At 48.2% G+C, this 19,247-nt stretch carries 19 protein-coding genes, 1 tRNA gene and 2 rRNA genes; 17 read left to right on the forward strand and 5 right to left on the reverse strand.

Going from position 1 to position 19,247, the window contains the following annotated elements; genetic code table 11:
* The 13 genes from K7397_RS17420 to K7397_RS17480 form a co-directional block, all read left to right on the forward strand.
* Positions 1-125: ribosomal RNA gene (locus tag K7397_RS17420) — 23S ribosomal RNA — on the forward strand; the annotation flags it as partial.
* Positions 126-231: 106 nt separating this feature from the next.
* A 5S ribosomal RNA gene (gene rrf / locus K7397_RS17425) occupies positions 232-348 on the forward strand.
* Between the two features lie 152 nt (positions 349-500).
* Positions 501-1,274, forward strand: a complete 774-nt coding sequence (locus tag K7397_RS17430; RefSeq protein ID WP_223069295.1) for an RNA polymerase sigma factor — start codon at positions 501-503, stop codon at positions 1,272-1,274.
* A 50-nt stretch (positions 1,275-1,324) separates the two neighbouring features.
* Complete coding sequence (gene clpP, locus K7397_RS17435) at positions 1,325-1,912, forward strand: ATP-dependent Clp endopeptidase proteolytic subunit ClpP (RefSeq protein WP_223069298.1); 588 nt, start codon at positions 1,325-1,327, stop codon at positions 1,910-1,912.
* A gap of 297 nt (positions 1,913-2,209) precedes the next feature.
* Positions 2,210-3,667 carry an IMP dehydrogenase gene (gene guaB / locus K7397_RS17440; RefSeq protein ID WP_223069300.1) on the forward strand — a complete coding sequence of 486 codons (1,458 nt, stop codon included), beginning with the start codon at positions 2,210-2,212 and terminating at the stop codon, positions 3,665-3,667.
* 144 nt (positions 3,668-3,811) lie between these two features.
* Positions 3,812-5,209 (forward strand): D-alanyl-D-alanine carboxypeptidase family protein, encoded by a 1,398-nt coding sequence (locus K7397_RS17445; protein WP_223069382.1) that lies wholly within the window; start codon positions 3,812-3,814, stop codon positions 5,207-5,209.
* Positions 5,210-5,362: 153 nt separating this feature from the next.
* Entirely contained in the window at positions 5,363-6,247 is an 885-nt protein-coding gene (gene pdxS / locus K7397_RS17450; protein WP_223069383.1) for a pyridoxal 5'-phosphate synthase lyase subunit PdxS, read from the forward strand.
* Between the two features lie 49 nt (positions 6,248-6,296).
* Positions 6,297-6,866, forward strand: coding sequence for a pyridoxal 5'-phosphate synthase glutaminase subunit PdxT (gene pdxT, locus K7397_RS17455; protein WP_223069302.1), 570 nt, complete (start codon positions 6,297-6,299; stop codon positions 6,864-6,866).
* A gap of 122 nt (positions 6,867-6,988) precedes the next feature.
* Positions 6,989-8,272: a serine--tRNA ligase gene (gene serS / locus K7397_RS17460; protein ID WP_223069304.1), complete on the forward strand. Its 1,284-nt coding sequence runs from the start codon at positions 6,989-6,991 to the stop codon at positions 8,270-8,272.
* 81 nt (positions 8,273-8,353) lie between these two features.
* Positions 8,354-8,442, forward strand: a tRNA-Ser gene (locus tag K7397_RS17465).
* Positions 8,443-8,653: 211 nt separating this feature from the next.
* A complete protein-coding gene (locus K7397_RS17470) occupies positions 8,654-8,797 on the forward strand; it encodes a small acid-soluble spore protein P (RefSeq protein ID WP_223069306.1) in 144 nt (47 codons plus the stop codon).
* 210 nt (positions 8,798-9,007) lie between these two features.
* On the forward strand, positions 9,008-9,922 hold the full coding sequence (locus tag K7397_RS17475; protein WP_223069307.1) for a YitT family protein: 915 nt from the start codon (positions 9,008-9,010) through the stop codon (positions 9,920-9,922).
* 89 nt (positions 9,923-10,011) lie between these two features.
* On the forward strand, positions 10,012-11,085 hold the full coding sequence (locus K7397_RS17480; RefSeq protein ID WP_223069308.1) for a DUF6612 family protein: 1,074 nt from the start codon (positions 10,012-10,014) through the stop codon (positions 11,083-11,085).
* Positions 11,086-11,163: 78 nt separating this feature from the next.
* On the opposite strand, the gene tadA is transcribed toward K7397_RS17480, so the two are convergent.
* Positions 11,164-11,652: a tRNA adenosine(34) deaminase TadA gene (tadA, locus tag K7397_RS17485; RefSeq protein WP_223069309.1), complete on the reverse strand. Its 489-nt coding sequence runs from the start codon at positions 11,650-11,652 to the stop codon at positions 11,164-11,166.
* Positions 11,653-11,984: 332 nt separating this feature from the next.
* On the opposite strand from tadA, the gene K7397_RS17490 reads away from it, so the two are divergent.
* Positions 11,985-14,267 carry a PAS domain S-box protein gene (locus tag K7397_RS17490; protein ID WP_223069310.1) on the forward strand — a complete coding sequence of 761 codons (2,283 nt, stop codon included), beginning with the start codon at positions 11,985-11,987 and terminating at the stop codon, positions 14,265-14,267.
* Between the two features lie 3 nt (positions 14,268-14,270).
* A complete protein-coding gene (locus K7397_RS17495; RefSeq protein ID WP_223069312.1) occupies positions 14,271-14,972 on the forward strand; it encodes a pseudouridine synthase in 702 nt (233 codons plus the stop codon).
* Between the two features lie 115 nt (positions 14,973-15,087).
* On the opposite strand, the gene motB is transcribed toward K7397_RS17495, so the two are convergent.
* Together motB and motA are read right to left on the reverse strand one after the other, a co-directional pair.
* Positions 15,088-15,894 carry a flagellar motor protein MotB gene (gene motB / locus K7397_RS17500; protein WP_223069313.1) on the reverse strand — a complete coding sequence of 269 codons (807 nt, stop codon included), beginning with the start codon at positions 15,892-15,894 and terminating at the stop codon, positions 15,088-15,090.
* Complete coding sequence (gene motA / locus K7397_RS17505) at positions 15,878-16,681, reverse strand: flagellar motor stator protein MotA (protein WP_223069314.1); 804 nt, start codon at positions 16,679-16,681, stop codon at positions 15,878-15,880. Before motA ends, motB begins: the two co-directional genes overlap by 17 nt.
* A gap of 195 nt (positions 16,682-16,876) precedes the next feature.
* On the opposite strand from motA, the gene K7397_RS17510 reads away from it, so the two are divergent.
* Both K7397_RS17510 and K7397_RS17515 read left to right on the forward strand, forming a co-directional pair.
* Positions 16,877-17,170, forward strand: a complete 294-nt coding sequence (locus K7397_RS17510) for a hypothetical protein (RefSeq protein WP_223069315.1) — start codon at positions 16,877-16,879, stop codon at positions 17,168-17,170.
* Between the two features lie 152 nt (positions 17,171-17,322).
* Entirely contained in the window at positions 17,323-17,622 is a 300-nt protein-coding gene (locus tag K7397_RS17515) for a 4a-hydroxytetrahydrobiopterin dehydratase (protein ID WP_223069316.1), read from the forward strand.
* 298 nt (positions 17,623-17,920) lie between these two features.
* On the opposite strand, the gene K7397_RS17520 is transcribed toward K7397_RS17515, so the two are convergent.
* On the reverse strand, positions 17,921-18,430 hold the full coding sequence (locus K7397_RS17520; protein ID WP_223069317.1) for a GNAT family N-acetyltransferase: 510 nt from the start codon (positions 18,428-18,430) through the stop codon (positions 17,921-17,923).
* 345 nt (positions 18,431-18,775) lie between these two features.
* Positions 18,776-19,246, reverse strand: a complete 471-nt coding sequence (locus K7397_RS17525; RefSeq protein ID WP_223069318.1) for a C40 family peptidase — start codon at positions 19,244-19,246, stop codon at positions 18,776-18,778.
* Position 19,247 lies beyond the last annotated feature (1 nt).

A 19,247-nucleotide genomic window follows, 5' to 3' on the forward strand; every position in this document is an offset into this window, starting at 1 on the left:
CCCCCCTCAAGATGAGATTTCCCAAATCGTAAGACCCCTTGAAGACGACGAGGTAGATAGGCTGGGGGTGGAAGTGCAGCAATGCATGGAGCTGACCAGTACTAATCGGTCGAGGGCTTATCCAAAACAAACCCCACTAAGTGAAGAGTGGGGGATAAGACGCAAATGAAGTTTCGTATCCAGTTTTCAAGCGATCAAGCTTGAAACAAGCATTTGTGAAGCAAATGCCCGTTTGGTGGCGATGGCGGAGGGGTTCCACACGTACCCATCCCGAACACGACCGTTAAGCCCTCCAGCGCCAATGGTACTTGGACCGAAGGGTCCTGGGAGAGTAGGACGCCGCCAAGCAGCGAAAGACACTGTTTTAATCGTAGGATTAAAACGGTGTCTTTTTTTGTGCAATTCGAGATAATATGAGTTAAGGAAGGGCGTATCTTTTTTCGGAAATTTTTCGTTTATGATAATGAGTAAGGATATCCAGTTACAGGAGGTGGGCAAAGGTGCAGAAAACGTCAATCAGCCGGGGAAGCCATGGGAGAGATGGCGATAAGGATCAAGATGGTTTTGCTGACATGATTCAAGCTCATGTGCAGGCCCTCAGCGGATACTGCCGCTTTCTTACCGGTTCTGATTGGGAAGGCGAGGATCTGCTTCAGGAAACATGGTTAAAGGTATGGTCGGCCTCTAAGGATAAAAAAGGCCCATTGCAAATAAATCGTTCCTACTTACGCCGGATTGCTTATCATGCCTGGATTGACCGATGCCGGAAGAAGAATGCCGAAGCGAGTCCGGAAGACGTTTATAAATTGGAGCAGCCTGCCGCTTCTGATCTTTTCAGTCTATGGTCGGCATTTGAAAAGATCGTCAAGGATCTTACCGTTAACCAAAGAGGCGCCTTGCTGTTGATGGACGTTTATCGTTATACCGCAGTGGAAGCAGCTGCATTATTAAAAATGACGGAGGGCGCCGTAAAGGCTAGTCTGCACCGGGCAAGGCAAAAGTTAAAGGAATATCACAAGCCGGATAGAACAGCTGTGGAAGACGCTGATTTTCAGACGGGCACAGGAGTGGATGAATCTACAGTTTATGCTTATTTGGAGGCGTTCAAGCACCATAATATTTTGGCGCTGGTGATGCTTTTGAATGAAGGCAGTTCACGTGATGTTGTTCCTGTTTTGCAAAATCAAAGCAGGGCGGTACGCTGCAGCCGTGATGACTCCTCAAAGGCCGCCAACGGCCGATACATCCGGTCTATCCTGTCCATGGCAGCATAAAGCTGAGGACAAAATCCATGTAAAGAAAAAGAGTTCAGGGAGGTTCATAAATGAGCACATTCATGCCTTATGTTATCGAGCAGACCAGCCGAGGAGAGAGATCTTACGATATTTACTCCAGGCTGCTTAAGGACCGGATCATTTTTCTGGGTTCGGCCATAGATGATCAGGTGGCGAACAGCATCGTAGCGCAAATGCTGTTTCTGGAGGCGGAAGATCCGGAGAAGGACATCCATTTCTATATCAACAGTCCCGGAGGGTCTACGACCGCAGGTTTTGCCATCTATGATGCGATGCAGCATGTGAAACCGAAGGTGCAGACGATTTGCCTGGGGATTGCAGCTTCTTTTGCAGCGATCCTGCTGCTGTCGGGCGAAAAAGGCAAACGCTTTGCGCTTCCCAACAGCGAAGTGATGATTCATCAGCCGCATGGCGGGGCGCAAGGTCAGGCCAGCGATATCGAAATAAGCGCGAAGCGCATCATTCGAACAAGAGAACGTTTAAACGAGATTGCTTCGGCGCGTACGGGTCAGCCCCTGGAACGTGTTGCCAAAGATATGGACCGGGACTATTTTATGAGCGCGGAAGAAGCGCTGCAGTATGGCGTGATTGACAAGGTCATCAACACGGTACGATAGTTTATGTGTCCGGAGTAATCCGGATTAAAAAGGGGACTGAATCAAGATGGGGCCGAATTCCGAATGGATAATGGCCTCTTTTTTTGTATTTTATGTAACTTTGTCCTCCCAAAAAAGACAGGCGTATGTCCGCAGCGTGCTTTCATTTTTGGTGTTTCGATATTCTTGACAGCCTATGTTGCCTTTGCTAAGATGGCAATAATATATTTTTGCAAAGGTGCCGTACGGTCTTAGTATATAAGGAAAATCGGCTCAAGACTTAGAACAGAAACGCTAATTTTAAGGAGGATAAACGAGGTGTGGGAAAACAAGTTTGCTAAAGAAGGATTAACATTTGATGATGTACTGTTGATTCCCCGTAGATCGGAAAATTTACCGAAAGAAGTCGATGTGTCCACGCGGCTAAGCGACAATGTGAAACTGAATATACCGCTGATTAGCGCTGGTATGGATACCGTAACTGAAGCGGCCCTGGCGATTGCGATCGCCCGCGAAGGCGGCATTGGTATTATTCATAAAAATATGCCGATTGAACAGCAGGCGGAAGAAGTGGACCGAGTTAAACGTTCGGAGAGCGGCGTTATTACCAATCCTTTTTCATTAACCAGAAATCACCTTGTATCGGATGCTGAACGGGTAATGGGCAAATTCCGGATCTCAGGCGTGCCGATTGTGGACGAGCAGCAAAAGCTGGTCGGAATTATTACAAACCGTGACCTTCGCTTTATTCACGATTATAATATCAAGATTGACGAAGTGATGACCAAGGAGAACCTGGTTACCGCTCCGGTCGGAACGACGCTTCAGGAAGCGGAAATTATTTTGCAAAAGCACAAGATCGAGAAGCTTCCGCTTGTAGACAGCAACAACGTGCTGAAAGGTCTTATTACCATTAAGGATATCGAGAAAGCGATTCAGTTCCCGAATGCTGCAAAAGATGCACAGGGCCGTCTACTTGTCGGTGCTGCTATTGGTATTTCCAAGGACGCTTTTGAACGCACGGATGCACTTGTGAAAGCTGGGGTTGACCTGATTACGGTCGACTCGGCTCACGGCCACCATATCAATATTATTGAAGCTGTAAGAAATCTTCGTGAACGCTATCCGGACCTGACGATTATTGCAGGAAACGTAGCTACAGGAGATGCAACGAGAGAACTGATCGAAGCAGGCGCTTCGGTCGTCAAGGTAGGAATAGGACCAGGTTCCATTTGTACTACCCGTGTCATTGCCGGCATCGGCGTACCGCAAGTTACAGCGGTATACGATTGTGCAACGGTAGCCCGGGAATACGGCGTTCCGATCATCGCCGACGGGGGAATTAAATATTCTGGAGAAATTACAAAGGCTCTTGCCGCTGGAGCGCATGCAGTCATGTTGGGCAGCTTGCTTGCCGGTACGGATGAAAGCCCGGGCGAATCGGAAATCTTCCAAGGACGGAAATACAAAGTGTACCGCGGGATGGGCTCCCTCGGCGCTATGAAACAGGGCAGTAAAGACCGGTACTTCCAGGACGATGACAAAAAATTGGTACCTGAAGGCATCGAAGGACGGGTTGCTTATAAAGGGCCGCTGTCCGACACGATTCATCAGCTGATCGGCGGACTTCGTTCCGGTATGGGATATTGCGGGACACGGAATCTCGAAGAGCTCCGCAACGATACGGAGTTTGTGCGGATTACGGGCGCAGGTCTCCGTGAGAGCCATCCGCATGATGTGCATATTACGAAAGAAGCGCCTAACTACTCTCTATAATCTTCAGAATTGGAATGATCTGCTAAGGGCAGACTGGGCTTAAACGGCCTTGTCTGTCTTTTTTTTATGATATAGCCTATGATAGAATAGAAAAGCAACTGAAAGAGATGACGAGGGGAGTTTAATGTTTTGAAATCAGCGGGAATGAAGCGTAAATTATCCAAAAGGCGCAAATTAAAAAAAGCGATTGCGTCATTGATGCTACTTCAAATGTTATGTTTATCCGTTGCTCCTGCTGCGGTTATGGGCGCAGGAGCAACTACCAATAAGTCTGCAACTACAACTACTACGGCAAACACTGCGGCAGCTCCGGCGGCGTCCGGTGTAGCGCAGGCGGTTATGCCTGCCGCGCCTGAGCTTGCGGTGAATTCGGCGATTCTGCTCGAACCGACAACGGGCCAAATCTTGTATTCCATGAACAGTGATGAGGCTCTCCCCCCTGCGAGCATGACCAAGATGATGACCGAATATATTGTTGCCGACATGGTGAAAAAGGGCAAGCTCGGCTGGGACACGAAAGTAACCGTCAAAGAAAATGCGGAGAAACAGATCGGGTCGCGAGTATTTTTGGCTGAGGGAGAACAATATACAGTTAAAGAGCTGTATATCGCCATGGCGGTTGGATCGGCCAATGACGCAACCGTAGCCCTTGCCGAATTTGTCGCAGGTTCGGAACAAAACTTTGTGAAGATGATGAATGATGAAGCGAAGCGTATGGGGCTTCCGACCGCTTATTTTGCAAACTCCACAGGACTCAGCATTGCGGACATGCCCCAAGGATACCTGCCTGAGAGCAATAAGGAAACCGTAATGTCTGCCATGGACGCGGCAATATTGGCAAAATATATTGTAGAGGATCACCCGGATTTCTCCCAATTTACTACAATCCAGTCCTATAAATTCCGTCAACGCGATAAAGATCCGATTGTCAACTACAACTGGATGCTGCCGGCAAACGCCTCCATCACGAACTTTAAGAAGTTTGCTTACCCTGGCTTGGACGGGATGAAGACCGGGCATACGAGCGCGGCCGGACAATGCTTTACGGGTACGGCGGTTCGCAACGGCGTTCGTTTGATCAGTGTTGTCATGGGTGCGGATACCGAGGCACACCGCTTTACGGAGACGGCGAAGCTGCTTGATTACGGATTTAACAACTTTGAACTTAAAAAGGTTGGACAGGCCAAATCCAAGTTAACGCAGGCGGAAACCATCAAGGTGAAGAAAGGCAAGCAAACCTCGGTCTCGATTGTGACCGATCAGGACGTTAACTTCGTTCTTCTGAAGGGTGCTGACGCGAACAATGTAAGCATTAAAGTGAACCTGACGAATGAAGAGCTTACAGCTCCGGTGAAGAGCGGGGCTAAAGTTGGAACAGCTACTTATTCTTATAAAGTTCAAGGTTCGTCCCAGCCGATAGAGAAAACAGTCAATCTCGTTACAGCCCAGGAAGTGGAGAAGGCAGGATGGTTTAAACTGCTCATGCGGGCGATTGGAGATTTCTTCCGCGATCTGTTCAACAGTATTAAAAATCTGTTTTAAATAACAGGTCAATTGCCAAAATCGGAGCTCTATGGTTGTGAATTTGATCGGTTTATTGTAAAATTTTAAGTTAGATTAAAGGATGGGATTTTGTTATTTTCCGCCATCTGGTAACGGTTTTGCGGAGTAACTGAGTTATATAACGGGAGGCTAATTATGGAAACAGGAACATCTCGAGTTAAAAGAGGAATGGCAGAAATGCAAAAAGGCGGCGTCATTATGGACGTTATGAACGCCGAACAGGCCAAAATTGCGGAAGCGGCTGGAGCCACCGCGGTTATGGCACTGGAACGGGTACCTTCCGATATTCGTGCGGCTGGCGGTGTTGCCCGCATGGCGGATCCGACCATCGTTGAAGAAGTCATGAAGGTCGTTTCCATACCGGTTATGGCAAAAGCCCGGATCGGCCATTATGTCGAAGCAAAAGTTCTGGAATCCCTGGGTGTTGACTATCTTGACGAAAGTGAAGTATTGACTCCTGCGGATGAGGTTTTCCATATTGACAAGCGTGATTTTACGGTGCCATTCGTGTGCGGCGCCAAGGATCTCGGCGAAGCGCTCCGCCGCATTGGGGAAGGAGCTTCCATGATCCGCACCAAGGGCGAACCGGGAACGGGCAACATCGTGGAAGCGGTGCGCCACATGCGTTTGATCAACAGCCAAATCCGTAAAGTGCAGAATATGTCCAAGGATGAGCTGTATGCGGAGGCGAAAAACCTCGGAGTTCCTTACGACCTGCTGCTCGAAGTTCACGAGAATGGCAAGCTTCCGGTAGTTAACTTTGCTGCAGGCGGCGTTGCAACTCCTGCAGACGCGGCTTTGATGATGCATCTGGGGGCTGACGGTGTATTCGTAGGTTCCGGTATTTTCAAATCGGATAATCCGGAGAAATTTGCGCGAGCTATTGTTGAGGCGACAACGCACTACACCGATTATAAACTGATTGCGGAAGTGTCCAAGAACCTGGGCACACCGATGAAAGGGATTGAAATTTCCAAGCTGGCAGCAAGTGAACGCATGTCGGATCGCGGCTGGTAAGCCGGATAAGCTGTTTCTGCTGTTTCCTAAGAGAAAGAAGGACTGGAGAATGAAGATAGGAGTGCTGGCGCTTCAAGGCGCTGTTTCGGAACATATTAGAAGCATTGAGCTTGCCGGCGCGGAAGGCGTGGCTGTAAAGCGGGCCGAGCAGTTGAATGAGCTTCAGGGACTTATCATCCCGGGGGGCGAAAGTACAACGATTGGCAAGCTGATGCGCAAATACGGATTTATTGAAGCGATCCGCGATTTTTCGAACGAAGGCAAAGCTTTGTTTGGCACATGCGCGGGCCTGATTGTTCTGGCTAAATCTATTGATGGCGGAGAAGAATCGCATTTGAACTTAATGGATATTCAAGTATCGCGCAATGCATTTGGCCGGCAGCGGGAAAGCTTTGAAACGGATCTGGTTATTAAAGGCATTGAAAATCCGGTTCGGGCTGTCTTTATTCGCGCGCCTTTGATTACGGAAGCCCGGGATGGGGTTGAAGTTTTGTCGACTTATAACGACGAGATTGTGGCGGCACGTCAAGGCCGTGTGCTGGCGACCTCCTTCCATCCGGAGCTTACGGATGATTTCTCTTTGCATAAGTATTTCGTAGATATGATTAACGGCGGGTAATCTCTTGCTTAGATACAGTGTGCAAGGGGCTGCCTGCTTTGTGAAGCAAGTTTAAGGGGCGGGGGTCTTAATCCGCCTCTTTTGAATTAGGGGCTAAGGTTTTGATTTAGGAGGGACTACCCATGTTGGATGTCAAGATTTTGCGTAATGATTACAGCCGAGTGGAAGAAGCGATTAAGGCCAGAGGCAAATCGCTGGATCTGATCGCTGATTTCCCAAGGCTTGATGAAAAACGCCGTGAGCTGCTGCAGGAAAGCGAGCAGCTGAAGAACCGGCGGAACATTGTATCTTCTGAAGTAGCGAAGCTCAAAAAAGCCAAAGAGAATGCGGATGAGCTCATCGCGGAGATGCGTCAGGTTGGCGACCGGATCAAGGAGCTTGATGAGGAGGTCCGGGTGCTGGAAACCCAAATCGAGCAGTTAACCATGAGTATCCCCAACATCCCTCATGAAAGTGTGCCGGTTGGGGCATCCGAAGCAGATAACGTGGAGATCCGCCGCTGGAGCGAGCCGCGGGATTTCTCTTTTACGCCAAAAGCGCATTGGGATATTGCAGTCGATCTGGGTATTCTGGATTTTGAAGCCGGCGCGAAGGTGACCGGATCGCGGTTTACCTTTTACAAAGGGCTGGGGGCACGTCTGGAGCGTGCACTGATCAACTTTATGATGGATCTTCACAGCAATGAGCATGGATATGAGGAAGTGCTTCCTCCTTATATCGTGAACCGTGACAGCCTTTATGGAACCGGGCAGCTGCCGAAGTTCGAGGAGGATCTGTTCAAGCTGAAGGACAGCGACTACTACCTGATTCCGACGGCAGAAGTGCCTGTAACGAATTATCATCGCGATGAAATTCTGAACGGCGCCGATTTGCCGCGCTACTATGTAGCTTACAGTTCCTGCTTCCGCTCGGAGGCGGGTGCAGCGGGGCGGGATACCCGCGGTTTGATCCGCCAGCACCAATTCAACAAGGTTGAACTGATCAAGATTGTACATCCGCAGGATTCGTACGAGGAGCTGGAGAAGATGACCGCCAACGCAGAGCGTGTGCTGCAGCTGCTCAAGCTTCCATACCGCGTGCTCGCCTTGTGTACCGGAGATATGGGCTTTACTTCCGCCAAAACCTACGATCTGGAGGTTTGGCTGCCGGAAAGCGGCAATTACCGCGAAATTTCTTCTTGCTCCAACGTGGAGGATTTCCAGGCACGGCGGGCAAATATTCGCTTCCGGCCGGAGCCTAAAGCGAAACCGGAATTCGTTCACACCTTAAACGGGTCTGGTCTGGCTGTGGGACGTACGGTAGCCGCCATTTTGGAAAATTATCAACAGGAAGACGGCAGTGTGGAAATCCCTGAGGTTCTTCGTCCTTACATGGGGAATATTACACATATTACAAGCAAGAAATAACTTGCTAACACATAGGCAATATGATAAAATCTAATTCGTTACGTTGTTATTTTGATGAAATGTACGAATTGGATTTTGTTTGGAGAGATACCGAAGCGGTCATAACGGGGCGGTCTTGAAAACCGTTAGGGTGCAAGCCCACGTGGGTTCGAATCCCACTCTCTCCGCCATACATATTACGATTTAGCCGCAGATCCTGGCTTTAGGAATTGCGGCTTTTAATTTTTGTTGTATTGCATTTCGCCTTCTGCAGCGCCCAGATTGTTCTAGGCCGACAGCCCGCATACATTTCGGTGTTCCTTCGCATTTTAAAAAAGGAAGCTATAGCTTCATCTTTGTCATTCGCTTGAACAGAGTAGACCGAAGAGGAGGAGCACCTTGATGAGCAAACCGAAAAGTGTGCCGGTCCGGGGCGTGCAGCCCAAGCAGGAGCGCCATGAGGGCCATGGAGGACCGGAGCCGCTGTCCGGCTCCAAGAAAGTAAAGAACCGCAACCATGTCGGGCATTTCAACCCCGAAGGCTAAGCAAGCCTAATATAACTTGTAAGTAAAAACGGATACCCTTTGAGGAGTATCCGTTTTTACTTGTGTAAAATAAGCTCATCGAATGACAGACGGGTCAATTAATGTAATAATAGTTATATTAGAGATGATGTAAGGGAACTTCTCTCTACCCATTAAGAACGCATAGGCGTGAACAGGAGCTGAAAATATAGATAGAAAGGGTGTTATATCATGTTCCATCTTTCGAATGGCGAACCGGTTATTAATGTTGCGCCGCTGCCTCCCAAACAACATAACAGAAGGACAGCCGGAAATATTTTACTCAGGTGCATGTTCATTATTATTGGAGCTGTTATTTATGCGGTTGCGCTGGAGTTGTTCCTGGTCCCCAACCAAATTACGGACGGAGGCATTACCGGCATAGCGGTTATTGCCGCGCACCTCAGTCAGTGGTCCCTCGGATTATTCCTTTTTATCATCAATCTCCCCTTTCTTCTGATCGGTTACCGGCAAATCGGGAAGACCTTCGCATTGTCCACTTTGCTCGGCATCGCTGTAATGTCCAGTGTTACAGTGCTCTTGCATCATGTGGACGGAGTCGTGGAGGATACGCTGTTAGCCTTTGTATTTGGCGGCATATTGCTCGGGCTTGGCTCGGGGATTGCCATTCGTTTCGGCGGTTCGCTCGATGGCACCGAAATTATAGCGATCCTTCTTTCCAGGAAGCTCCCTTTTTCGGTCGGCGAAATTATTATGTTTTTCAATATTTTCATTTTGGGCAGCACCGGTTTTATTTTTAACTGGAACTCGGCTTTGTTCTCCATTCTGGCCTATTATATTGCATCCAGAGCGATTGACATTACGGTGGACGGTTTAAATGAATCGAAATCGGTGTGGATTATAAGCGATTGTATCGAAGATATCGGGGACGCCATTTTAAGCCGCCTCGGCCGCGGCGTAACCTATTTATCGGGTGAAGGGGGATTCTCCGGGGATCCCAAGAAAGTGATTTTCTGTGTCATTACCCGTCTTGAAGAAGCCAAGCTAAAGGAAATCGTTAACCATTTTGACGAAAATGCATTTCTCGCGGTCGGGAATATCCACGATGTAAAAGGCGGGCGATTCAAGAAAAAGGCAATCCATTAATTTCATAATAAGGGTTTCAACAGTGAAAAAAATAGTTTATTATAAGATAGCACTTTGTAAAAAAATGAGGGTAACGAGAGGAGAAAATCATGAGCAGAAAGTTTTTTGCAGTCGTATTCGTACTGATTATGTCGGTTGCATTGGTACTATCCGGTTGCAGCAGCAAAAAGGAACCGAAGGAAGCGCTGCAAAACGCGGCAGCGAACACGTTCAAATTGGACTCTTATGTTCTGAACAATCAAATCAAAATCAAGGATCTGTCGATCAATTTCCCCAATGCTGACGACCCGTCAGTAAATGCTATGGCTACTATGCTGAAAAATGCCGAAATCAACGTATCGCAGGTTTATCAGAAAGATCCGATGCAGACCGAAGCGACCATGGAGATTAAGCTGCAAGGGGATGTAGCTACAACCATTACGATTCCTTTTGTCATGACAAAAGACAAGTGGTTTGTTAAGATTCCTCAAGTACCATTCCTGCCGCTTCCCGATACCGTTGTAGGCAAGTTTCTGGTGATTGATCTGAAGGAAATGGCTAAGCAAGGGGGCGAGGATTTCAACCCGGATATGCTGAATCCGGAAAAATCGCAAAAGCTGGCAGCTGAAATCACAAACGCCGTATTCGCCGAATATGATGGTAAGACATACTTTAAAGATATCGATCCTAAAGACGCCGCGCTTCCAGAGGGTACGAAAGCAAAGCAGGTCGTTCAGTTCAATGTAACGAATGACAATGTGAAAGATGCGGTTACCATTTTTGTGAAACAGGCGCTTCCTAAAATTCTCGATATTCTGAATAAAGATGAGTACCGGCAAATGCTGCAGATCAAGCCTGAAGATTTGGCCGACGCCAAGAAGGAGCTTGCAGCCGGAGATGACACCGAGTTTAACAAGGCCCTGGCCGATATGCAGAAATATTTGAGCATTAATACCTTTACTATCAATACTGCGATTGACAAGAATGACTATCCGGTTTATCAGAAGCTAGACGCCAGTCTGGATTTCAATGATCCGGACACCAAAGAGAACGTCAAAGTTGCCTTTGAAGTCAGCAGCGCATTCAGCAAAATTAATGAAAAACCCGAATTCAAAATCGGAATCCCTACGAACACCATTACCATGGATCAGTTCGAGCAGGAAGTGGGAGCGCTTGGATATTAAGCATTAAGCATAAGAGCGACACCCTAACAAATATAACAGAAAGCCCGCGCTATCTTTCAAGCGCGGGCTTTCTGTTATTTACCCGCGGAGACGCCGGAAGAATTGGCTGAGCATCGTGCTGCATTCTTCCTGCAGCACACCGGATATCACTTCCGTACGGTGATTGAATCTCGGCTCCTGCAGCAGATTCATAAGCGTTCCCGCACAGCCGGCCTTCGGATCGGCAGTTCCGTAAATAACCGCTGGCAGGCGGCACTGTACAATCGCTCCTGCGCACATCGGACAAGGCTCCAGGGTAACATACAGCCTGCAGTCCAGCAGCCTCCAGGCGCCGAGCTTATCGCTGGCTTCGCGGATGGCCAGAATTTCGGCATGGGCCGTCGAGTCGTGTGTAGTTTCCCGCAGATTATGGCCTCGGCCAATAATTTCATGGCCATGCACAACAACAGCGCCGATCGGAACTTCCCCGATGGCTTCTGCTTTGCGAGCTTCCTCAATCGCTTGTTTCATCCAGTATTCATGTTGTTCTTCTGTGGCCGTGAAGCCGGGTGAATAGAAATCCGTCATTCTGATGAGCCAGCTCCTTAATATTAATCTATGACTGTGGATATTATACAACGAACACTCATTCGTTTGTTAACATGATGTGAATAAAAATGTGCATAAATAGCTTATTATCCACAGGTTTATGCACAATTCAGAAAGTGTGTTGTGGAATTGTGCACAATCTGTTGATAAACTGTTGATGACTTTGTTTTTTATCCATAAGCAGGTTAACCAGTTCTTTTTCATTGTACCCATCGCTAATGATCATATCAATGTATATGCAAATCCGGTCGAAAATTGTATGATGGTTAAGGTGGAACCACTATTATCCAAAGACCAGGAGGTGTGGACATTTGTCGATAAAAAGGAAAATGACAATGATCATGTCCTTATCGGTCTCTATCATTCTGCTCCTGAATATGGTTTTGAATTATTCTCATGCAAAGAGTAATCTTCAGAAATCGAATGAATCCCAGCTTCTGCTCACGACCAGACAAATCGCTGTTTCGCTGGAGCAAAGCCGGCAAAATACTGCTGATGAAAGAGCCAGGTTAGAACGGCAATTAAAAATGGCTGCAATGGTGGCAGCGGAAGAACTCAGTCCCGATATGAAGGAAATTCATGCAGAGCAATTAACGGACTTGAGCCAAAAAACAGGTGTAAGCGGCATCTCTCTTGTATATAAAATGAATGTCAAAATGGTCACAGGACCGTCCTCGGACCCTGAGCGGACAGGAATTCCCTTGAATAAGGAGGTGGCTTCTTCCTCCTTAATGGATTTACTGAACCGCTCACAGCAGAATCAGAGCCAACACCAAGGGGCTTTCAATCCGTTTTGGACTGTTGCAGCGGATTCTGTCCCCACTAGTTCTGAAACTAGGGGTATAACCGGCTACTACTACGACGGAACAAGAAATTATATCATAAACGTCTTTCTCCTTCCTGAAGACATGGGTCCAGCAATCGGGCTCACTGGCCAGGACGGTCTGCTGACCAAAATGATGGACGCGAATCCGGGTATCCTGGAGATCACTGGAATCCTCCCTGCAAGGATTGAAGGATTTTCGCTTGCCGATGACGGACAGGAGCAAGGGCCTTTTCTGTTCGGAACTTACCATTACGCGGATTACAATGCCGAAGATCTCGTACAGACGGTAAACCGGAGTGGACAAGGGTTGGTCGGGGATTTATATGTGGACGGTGAGCATTACATTCAGAGCTATGTCCCAGTTGTCGCGACGGGCAAAGATTCATATGTTCTACGCGTTGTATACAGTGATGAACCTATCTCTACGGTCCTGAAAAATCAAATTGTTACGCATACGATAGTTTCGGGCGCGCTGCTTCTTTTAGTCCTGCTGATCAATTATCTGGTCTCGGGGATGTTCATGCGTCCGATTCAGGATATCCTGTTAAAAGTCAAGGAAATGGCCGGCGGCCGGTTCGAAACTAGGCTGAGTTTAGTAAGCCGGGATGAGCTAGGCGTCCTTGCCAATCATATAAACATGATGGCCGGGAATCTGGGAGAATACACAGCAGAACTGGAGAAGATGAACGAAGAGAACCGCTCTATGCGTGAATATCTGGAATCCATTATCAATCAGACGGCCGATGCTATCCATATCACCGATCAGAAGGGGAATATCCTAAGGATCAATCATGCATTCGAAAAGCTGTACGGTTGGACCAAACAAGAAATATTAGGAAAATCTGTGCCGTTTGTTCCTCCTTCCTCCCGGGAAGAATGGAAGCAATGGGAGATCAGTCTGAAGCAAGGGGAGCCGCTGCATTGGGGGGAAACGGTTCGTCTTCGAAAAGACGGCAGCGAGGTTGTGGTAAGCATCAGCCAATCTCCGATCTTCAATAAAAAAGGGAAAATCATCGCCTTTGTTACGATCTCCAGAGATATGACAGAACGCAACAAAATAGAGGAGCTGCTGCGTCGCTCCGAGAAATTAACAACCGTAGGCCAGTTGGCTGCGGGCGTTGCCCATGAAATCCGGAACCCGCTGACCACGCTTCGCGGTTTCTTGCAGCTTCAACAGCAGACAGAAACGTTGAACCCGCAGCACGTGGATATTATGATGGCGGAATTGGACCGGATTAATCTGATTGTCAGCGAATTCCTGATTCTTGCCAAACCGCAGGCTAATTTTTTTCAGAACAAGGATATACGTTATATTCTCGGGGATGTCGTATCGCTGCTTGATTCCCAGGCCCATCTTTATGGAATTCAGTTTGTGATGGACTTTGCCAAGGAACCAATTATTGTACACTGTGAAGAGAACCAGCTGAAGCAGGTTTTTATCAACGTTCTCAAAAATGCAATGGAAGCCATGCCTAAAGGCGGGGGCATCGGACTGAAAATCATGAAGGAAGACAATCAGGCACTCATTGGCATCATTGATGAAGGAGAAGGCATTCCCGATGAAACGCTTCCTAAATTAGGCGAACCCTTCTTTACAAGCAAGGAAACCGGAACAGGACTCGGGCTGATGGTAAGCCAGCGAATTATAGAGGCCCATAAAGGAACGATAAGTATCAACAGCATGATGGGCTGGGGGACGATGGTTACCATTACACTGCCGATGGCACTACAAGAAGAAGAGCAAAACAGCGACAATCAGGAGGATTAATCTTTGCGTATTAATAAGTGGATTAGTGAAACCGGCTACTGCTCCAGAAGGGAAGCGGACAAGCTGATTGAGGCCGGAAAAGTGACCATTAACGGGGAAATCGCCGTGCTGGGCAGCCAGGCGGAGGAAGGCGATGATGTGCGCATTAACGGGCGCCCGCTTGTTGGCAAGTCAAAAGGGGTTTACATCGCGCTTCACAAGCCGGTAGGCATTACCAGTACAACAGAGCAGCATGTAGAGGGGAATATTGTCGATTTTGTCGGTCATTCGGAGCGTATTTTTCCGATTGGACGCTTGGATAAAGATTCCGAAGGCTTGATTCTGATGACGAATGATGGCGATATCGTAAACAAAATACTGAGAGCCGAAGGCAAGCACGAGAAGGAGTATATCGTCACGGTAGATAAGCCGCTGACCCCGAAATTTCTGCAGGCGATGTCCGAAGGTGTTCGGATTCTTGGCGAAATGACGCTGCCCTGCAAGGTGACGCGAATATCGGAGCGCGTGTTCCGGATTATACTGACGGAGGGCAAAAACCGGCAAATTCGCCGGATGTGCTCTGCACTCGGGTTTAGTGTCCGAAAGCTGCAGCGGATTCGGATCATGAATATTCATCTGGGCAGTCTGAAAAGCGGTCAATGGAGAGAGCTGACGGAGCAGGAGAAACAGGAGCTCGGCACACAGTTAAACTACCGGCTGCACTAACAATAACGCCTCTGTAAAGCAGAATGCTTGATACAGAGGCGTTATGATTAGTCGACGAAACCCGATAGCCGTCTATAAAAAAGGGCAACCGATTCCTAAGCGGGAGGATAGACGATCAGGGCGTAATGGTGATCTGCTGGTTTGGATCCTGATATTTTCGAATAATCGATATTTCAACCCTGCGGTTCTTGGCTCTTCCGTCTTCGGTCGAGTTGTCCGCGACCGGGTGGTACTCTCCGTAACCGATGGGGCTGAACATTTTAGGATCAAGCTTGTTGTTGAGCAGCAAAATTTCCATAAAGTTTCTTGCCCGTGCAAAGCTCAGGTCCCAGTTGGATGCAAATTCATCGTTATCGATTGGCACGTTATCAGTATGGCCCGAGACCAGAATTTCATAAGCAGGGAACTTCTCCAGCATTCCGGAAAGAGCTTTGGCCAGGACGCGGGCATCTGGCTTTACATCCGCTTTCCCGGAAGGAAACAGAGCGTTGTCGCTGATCGTAATGACTAATTGAGATTGATTGAGCTTTGTGCTGAGCTGTGTCGTGAGACCGCTTTGCCTGATATATTGATCAAGCTGCTTCTTGAGCTTCTCCAAGTCTTCCTGCTCTTGCTTCATCAGTTCGTTTCGCTTTTGGAGCTGAGACATGTTCTGCTTGCTGGTCTGCTGCGATTTGGAGTCATTATTCGGCGTGTTTTTGGCGTTGCCGCTCATAGAGCTTTGGTCCAGCACGCCAACGCCCCCGTTCAGCGCCGCATTGAAGGCCTGGCTGAGCTGCTCGAATTTCCGGGCATCTACCGTACTCATTCCGTATAAGACGATAAACAGGGCCAGCAGCAGGGTCATCAAATCGGAGTAGGGAAGCAGCCAGCTCTCGTCATTATGTTCTTCGTGGTGCTCGCGTTTAGTCTTTTTGCTCACCGCTGCCAGCCTCCTTATCCTGGAGTTTCGCACGTTCGGCCGGTGTCAGGAAGACGGACAATTTTTGCTGTATGGCAATCGTTGAAACTCCGGACTGAATGGAGAGCAGGCCTTCGACCATCATCAGGCGGATTTCAATCTCTTTCTTGGACATCCGTTTCAGCTTGTTGGAGATCGGATGCCAAAGCACATAACCTGTAAAAATACCAAGCACGGTCGCGACGAAGGCGGCCGCAATGGCGTGGGACAATTTGCCCATATCGCTCATATCCGACAGAGCCGCGATCAATCCGATAACGGCACCAAGTACCCCGAGCGTTGGAGCGTACATACCGGCCTGGGAAAAGATCAGCGCACCGGAACGGTGTCTTTCCTCGGTGGCTGCTATATCTTCAGCAAGAACGTCGCTGACAAATTCCTGGTCGTTGCCGTCAATGATCATGCGCATTCCGCTGCGCAGAAAATCGTCGTCAATTTCATCCACCTTGGATTCAAGAGCCAGCAGCCCTTCGCGGCGGGTGATGGAAGCCCATTCGGTAAACATCGTAATAATTTCGGACTTGCTGATCATTTTGTTCGGAAAGACAAGCGCCTTGAACAGTTTCGGTATTCTTTTCACTTCTGACATTGGAAATGCCACAAACAAGGAAGCTAGCGTTCCGCCAAGAATAATAACATAGGCAGCCGGGTTATTGACCAAGGAGGTGATGGGAGCGCCTTTCAGGAACATCCCCACGATCAGGGCAACCACACCTAGAATAATGCCAATTAGAGTTGAAATTTCCATTCATACACCTCATCCATGAGAATTGAATCCTTTCCTTCTTCCCGGCATCCTTCCGGAAAGAGAAGCACGAAACGGTTTATCTCTTTTATCGACAGATTTCTCTTTTTTTTTAAGGCATATTTTCAGGTATAATAAAGGATATCCTTTTGTCAGGCAGTTGCTTGTTAAGAACAAATTCTGAAGGAGGCTTTTCACATGGGTGTAAAGCACGGCAGAGATTATGCCTTCATCCTGGCGGATTTAACGGAAGCCATGGGCGCTATACCCGATTGTTATCTCTTTTTTGAAATGGAATCTGCGGATTGGGAGAGGTTGTCCCCGGAAGAGCAGCGTGAAGTTCGGGAAGCACTGGCCGAAGATCTTTTTTATGCGCTCGGCACGGAACCGGTTATTCCGGTTGGAAGCGCTGTAGTCATTTATGACAAGGAAACGCACCGGATTAATGTACTGGTCGGTGAAGAAGAACTTACCTCCGTATTGTTGGTATAATCCATATCATGGAATGTCAAATCCTTCTGGATTTTGATGTTTTCAAATGATAAAATAGTGGGATGCAGGCGGCTTTGTTAATGCATATTTCACTAGATAGGCGGTTTGTTCACGTCAATATACAAAGCCTTTCAAGTAGGGAGGAATCATAAATGCCATATACACCTCAGGAAATTGAAGCGCATTTGGAAAAGTTGGAAGGATGGGAATTGGAAGAAGGACGCTGGATCGTCCGCAAGTTCAGTTTCTCCAGTTATATGAAAGGCATCGCCTTTGTCGCAGAGGTGGCGGCTATATCGGAAGCGTTCGATCATCATCCTTTTATAACGATAGACTATAAAGTTGTTACGCTCCGGCTGACATCTTGGGAAGAAGGCGGCATTACCGCCGTAGATATTAAAGAAGCGCAGCAATATAACGAAGCTTTTGATAAAATGCGGAGTGTGGATTAAAGCCATTCTGCAGCTTTAAGACAGGCAAACATGCAGCAGGTTACGTCAAAGACCGGCGTCCCAAAGTCTAGTAGAGCAGCCTGAATGATGCATAGGTCCCATGGGGTCATAGAGCCCGAAATGTCCCTTAGGCGGGCGAGATGGCCCTGGGCGGGAATAGGGAACAGGGCCAACCAGGCAGCCTGCGTGCGGCGCGCTCGTAACATATTCCTTAGTGAGCGGGTGAGCGGGGGCAGCCGCCCGAATGGGTTTGGAGCCCGTTTACTTTCGGCAACGTACCGAGCTAAACCTAAACATGCTATATGGCTCCCGTTCCGGACGAATTTCCCTTGTAAACCATGCAGTAGAAAGGCTTCATGCCCGAAGGAGTTCGGCGTTCATACAGATCGGTGATCGTAAAGCCGGCCTTCTGGTAAGCCTTGATCGCGCGGTTGTTCCAGGTGAGGACCTCCAGGTCAAGCTCTTTGCCGGGCGCTCTCCTGAGTCCCTCCTGAACGATGGCGGTCACGAAATCGCGTCCTCTGCCATGGCCGCACAATTCGGGCTTCATGCCGATGCCGATGCGCGTTACACCTTCCATGGGAAAATATTGAGCGAATCCACTTAGCCTGTTCTGATCATCCATAATCGATACATATTGCTGCTTTCGTATAAGCGGGTCCCCGAATTCCACCTCAAGCGCCTTCATCTGTTCCCACGGAAGCCATCCGTATATATTGTAGGGAGCTTCATACTGCCAGGTGCAAATCTCGGCGGCATGACCTTCTTCCATCTGCTTCACGTAAAATGCAAAGGTACGGTCCTGCATCGAACGATCCCCCCTAACCTGCTTGGGCCAAAACATCATTTAGCCCCTCGAATCTTTCTTTAAGACCACTGTACCCGAGATTAAACCTTTTTGCAAAACAAGAAAAAGAAGAGACAAAAGGTGTGATTTTTCAGGAAAATGGGTAATAAGAGTTGTAAGAAAATATTTCAGAAACAAGCCTGAAAAATATTTTTTGATTGCACCCGAATAATCGGGAACTTTTTAACGTACGGTTACGTTATATAGTTAACATAGACAGAAAAAAGACCGCGTCCGATTCCGGCAAGAATCGTGCGGTCTGTATGCAGGTCAATCGTTTCGCCTGGCGGGGCGAACGATTTAGATTTAGATATCGGCAGCGTACAAATTATAAGTGTACTTGCTCAAAATGCGTTTGGATCCAATATAACGATTTGCGAAATAGCTGTTGCTTAATTTGTCGATGCGTATGCCTTTTGACGAAGAGGCATGCGCAAACGATCCGCTGCCCAAATAAATGCCAACATGGGAGACACCGCTACCCGAAGTGTTGAAGAAGACGAGGTCGCCTTTCTTCAGTTGGCTCTTGGCAACGCTGGTTCCTTGTTTGAACTGCGCTTTCGATTGACGCGCCAATTGGACGCCCATTTTCTTGAACACATATTTGGTAAATCCGGAGCAGTCAAAGCTTCCGTTGCCGTTACCGCCCATTTTGTAAGGTGTGCCGTATACCGATTTAACCACTGTGTTCAAAGTGGAGGCTGCAGAAGCGCTGCCTGTTCCAACCGAAAATAGAAGGGCTAAGCTCGTTACGGCTGCTGTCAATGTCTTTCTCAAG

It is taken from the genome of Paenibacillus caui (assembly GCF_019904135.1).
Taxonomy (GTDB): Bacteria; Bacillota; Bacilli; order Paenibacillales; family Paenibacillaceae; genus Fontibacillus; species Fontibacillus caui.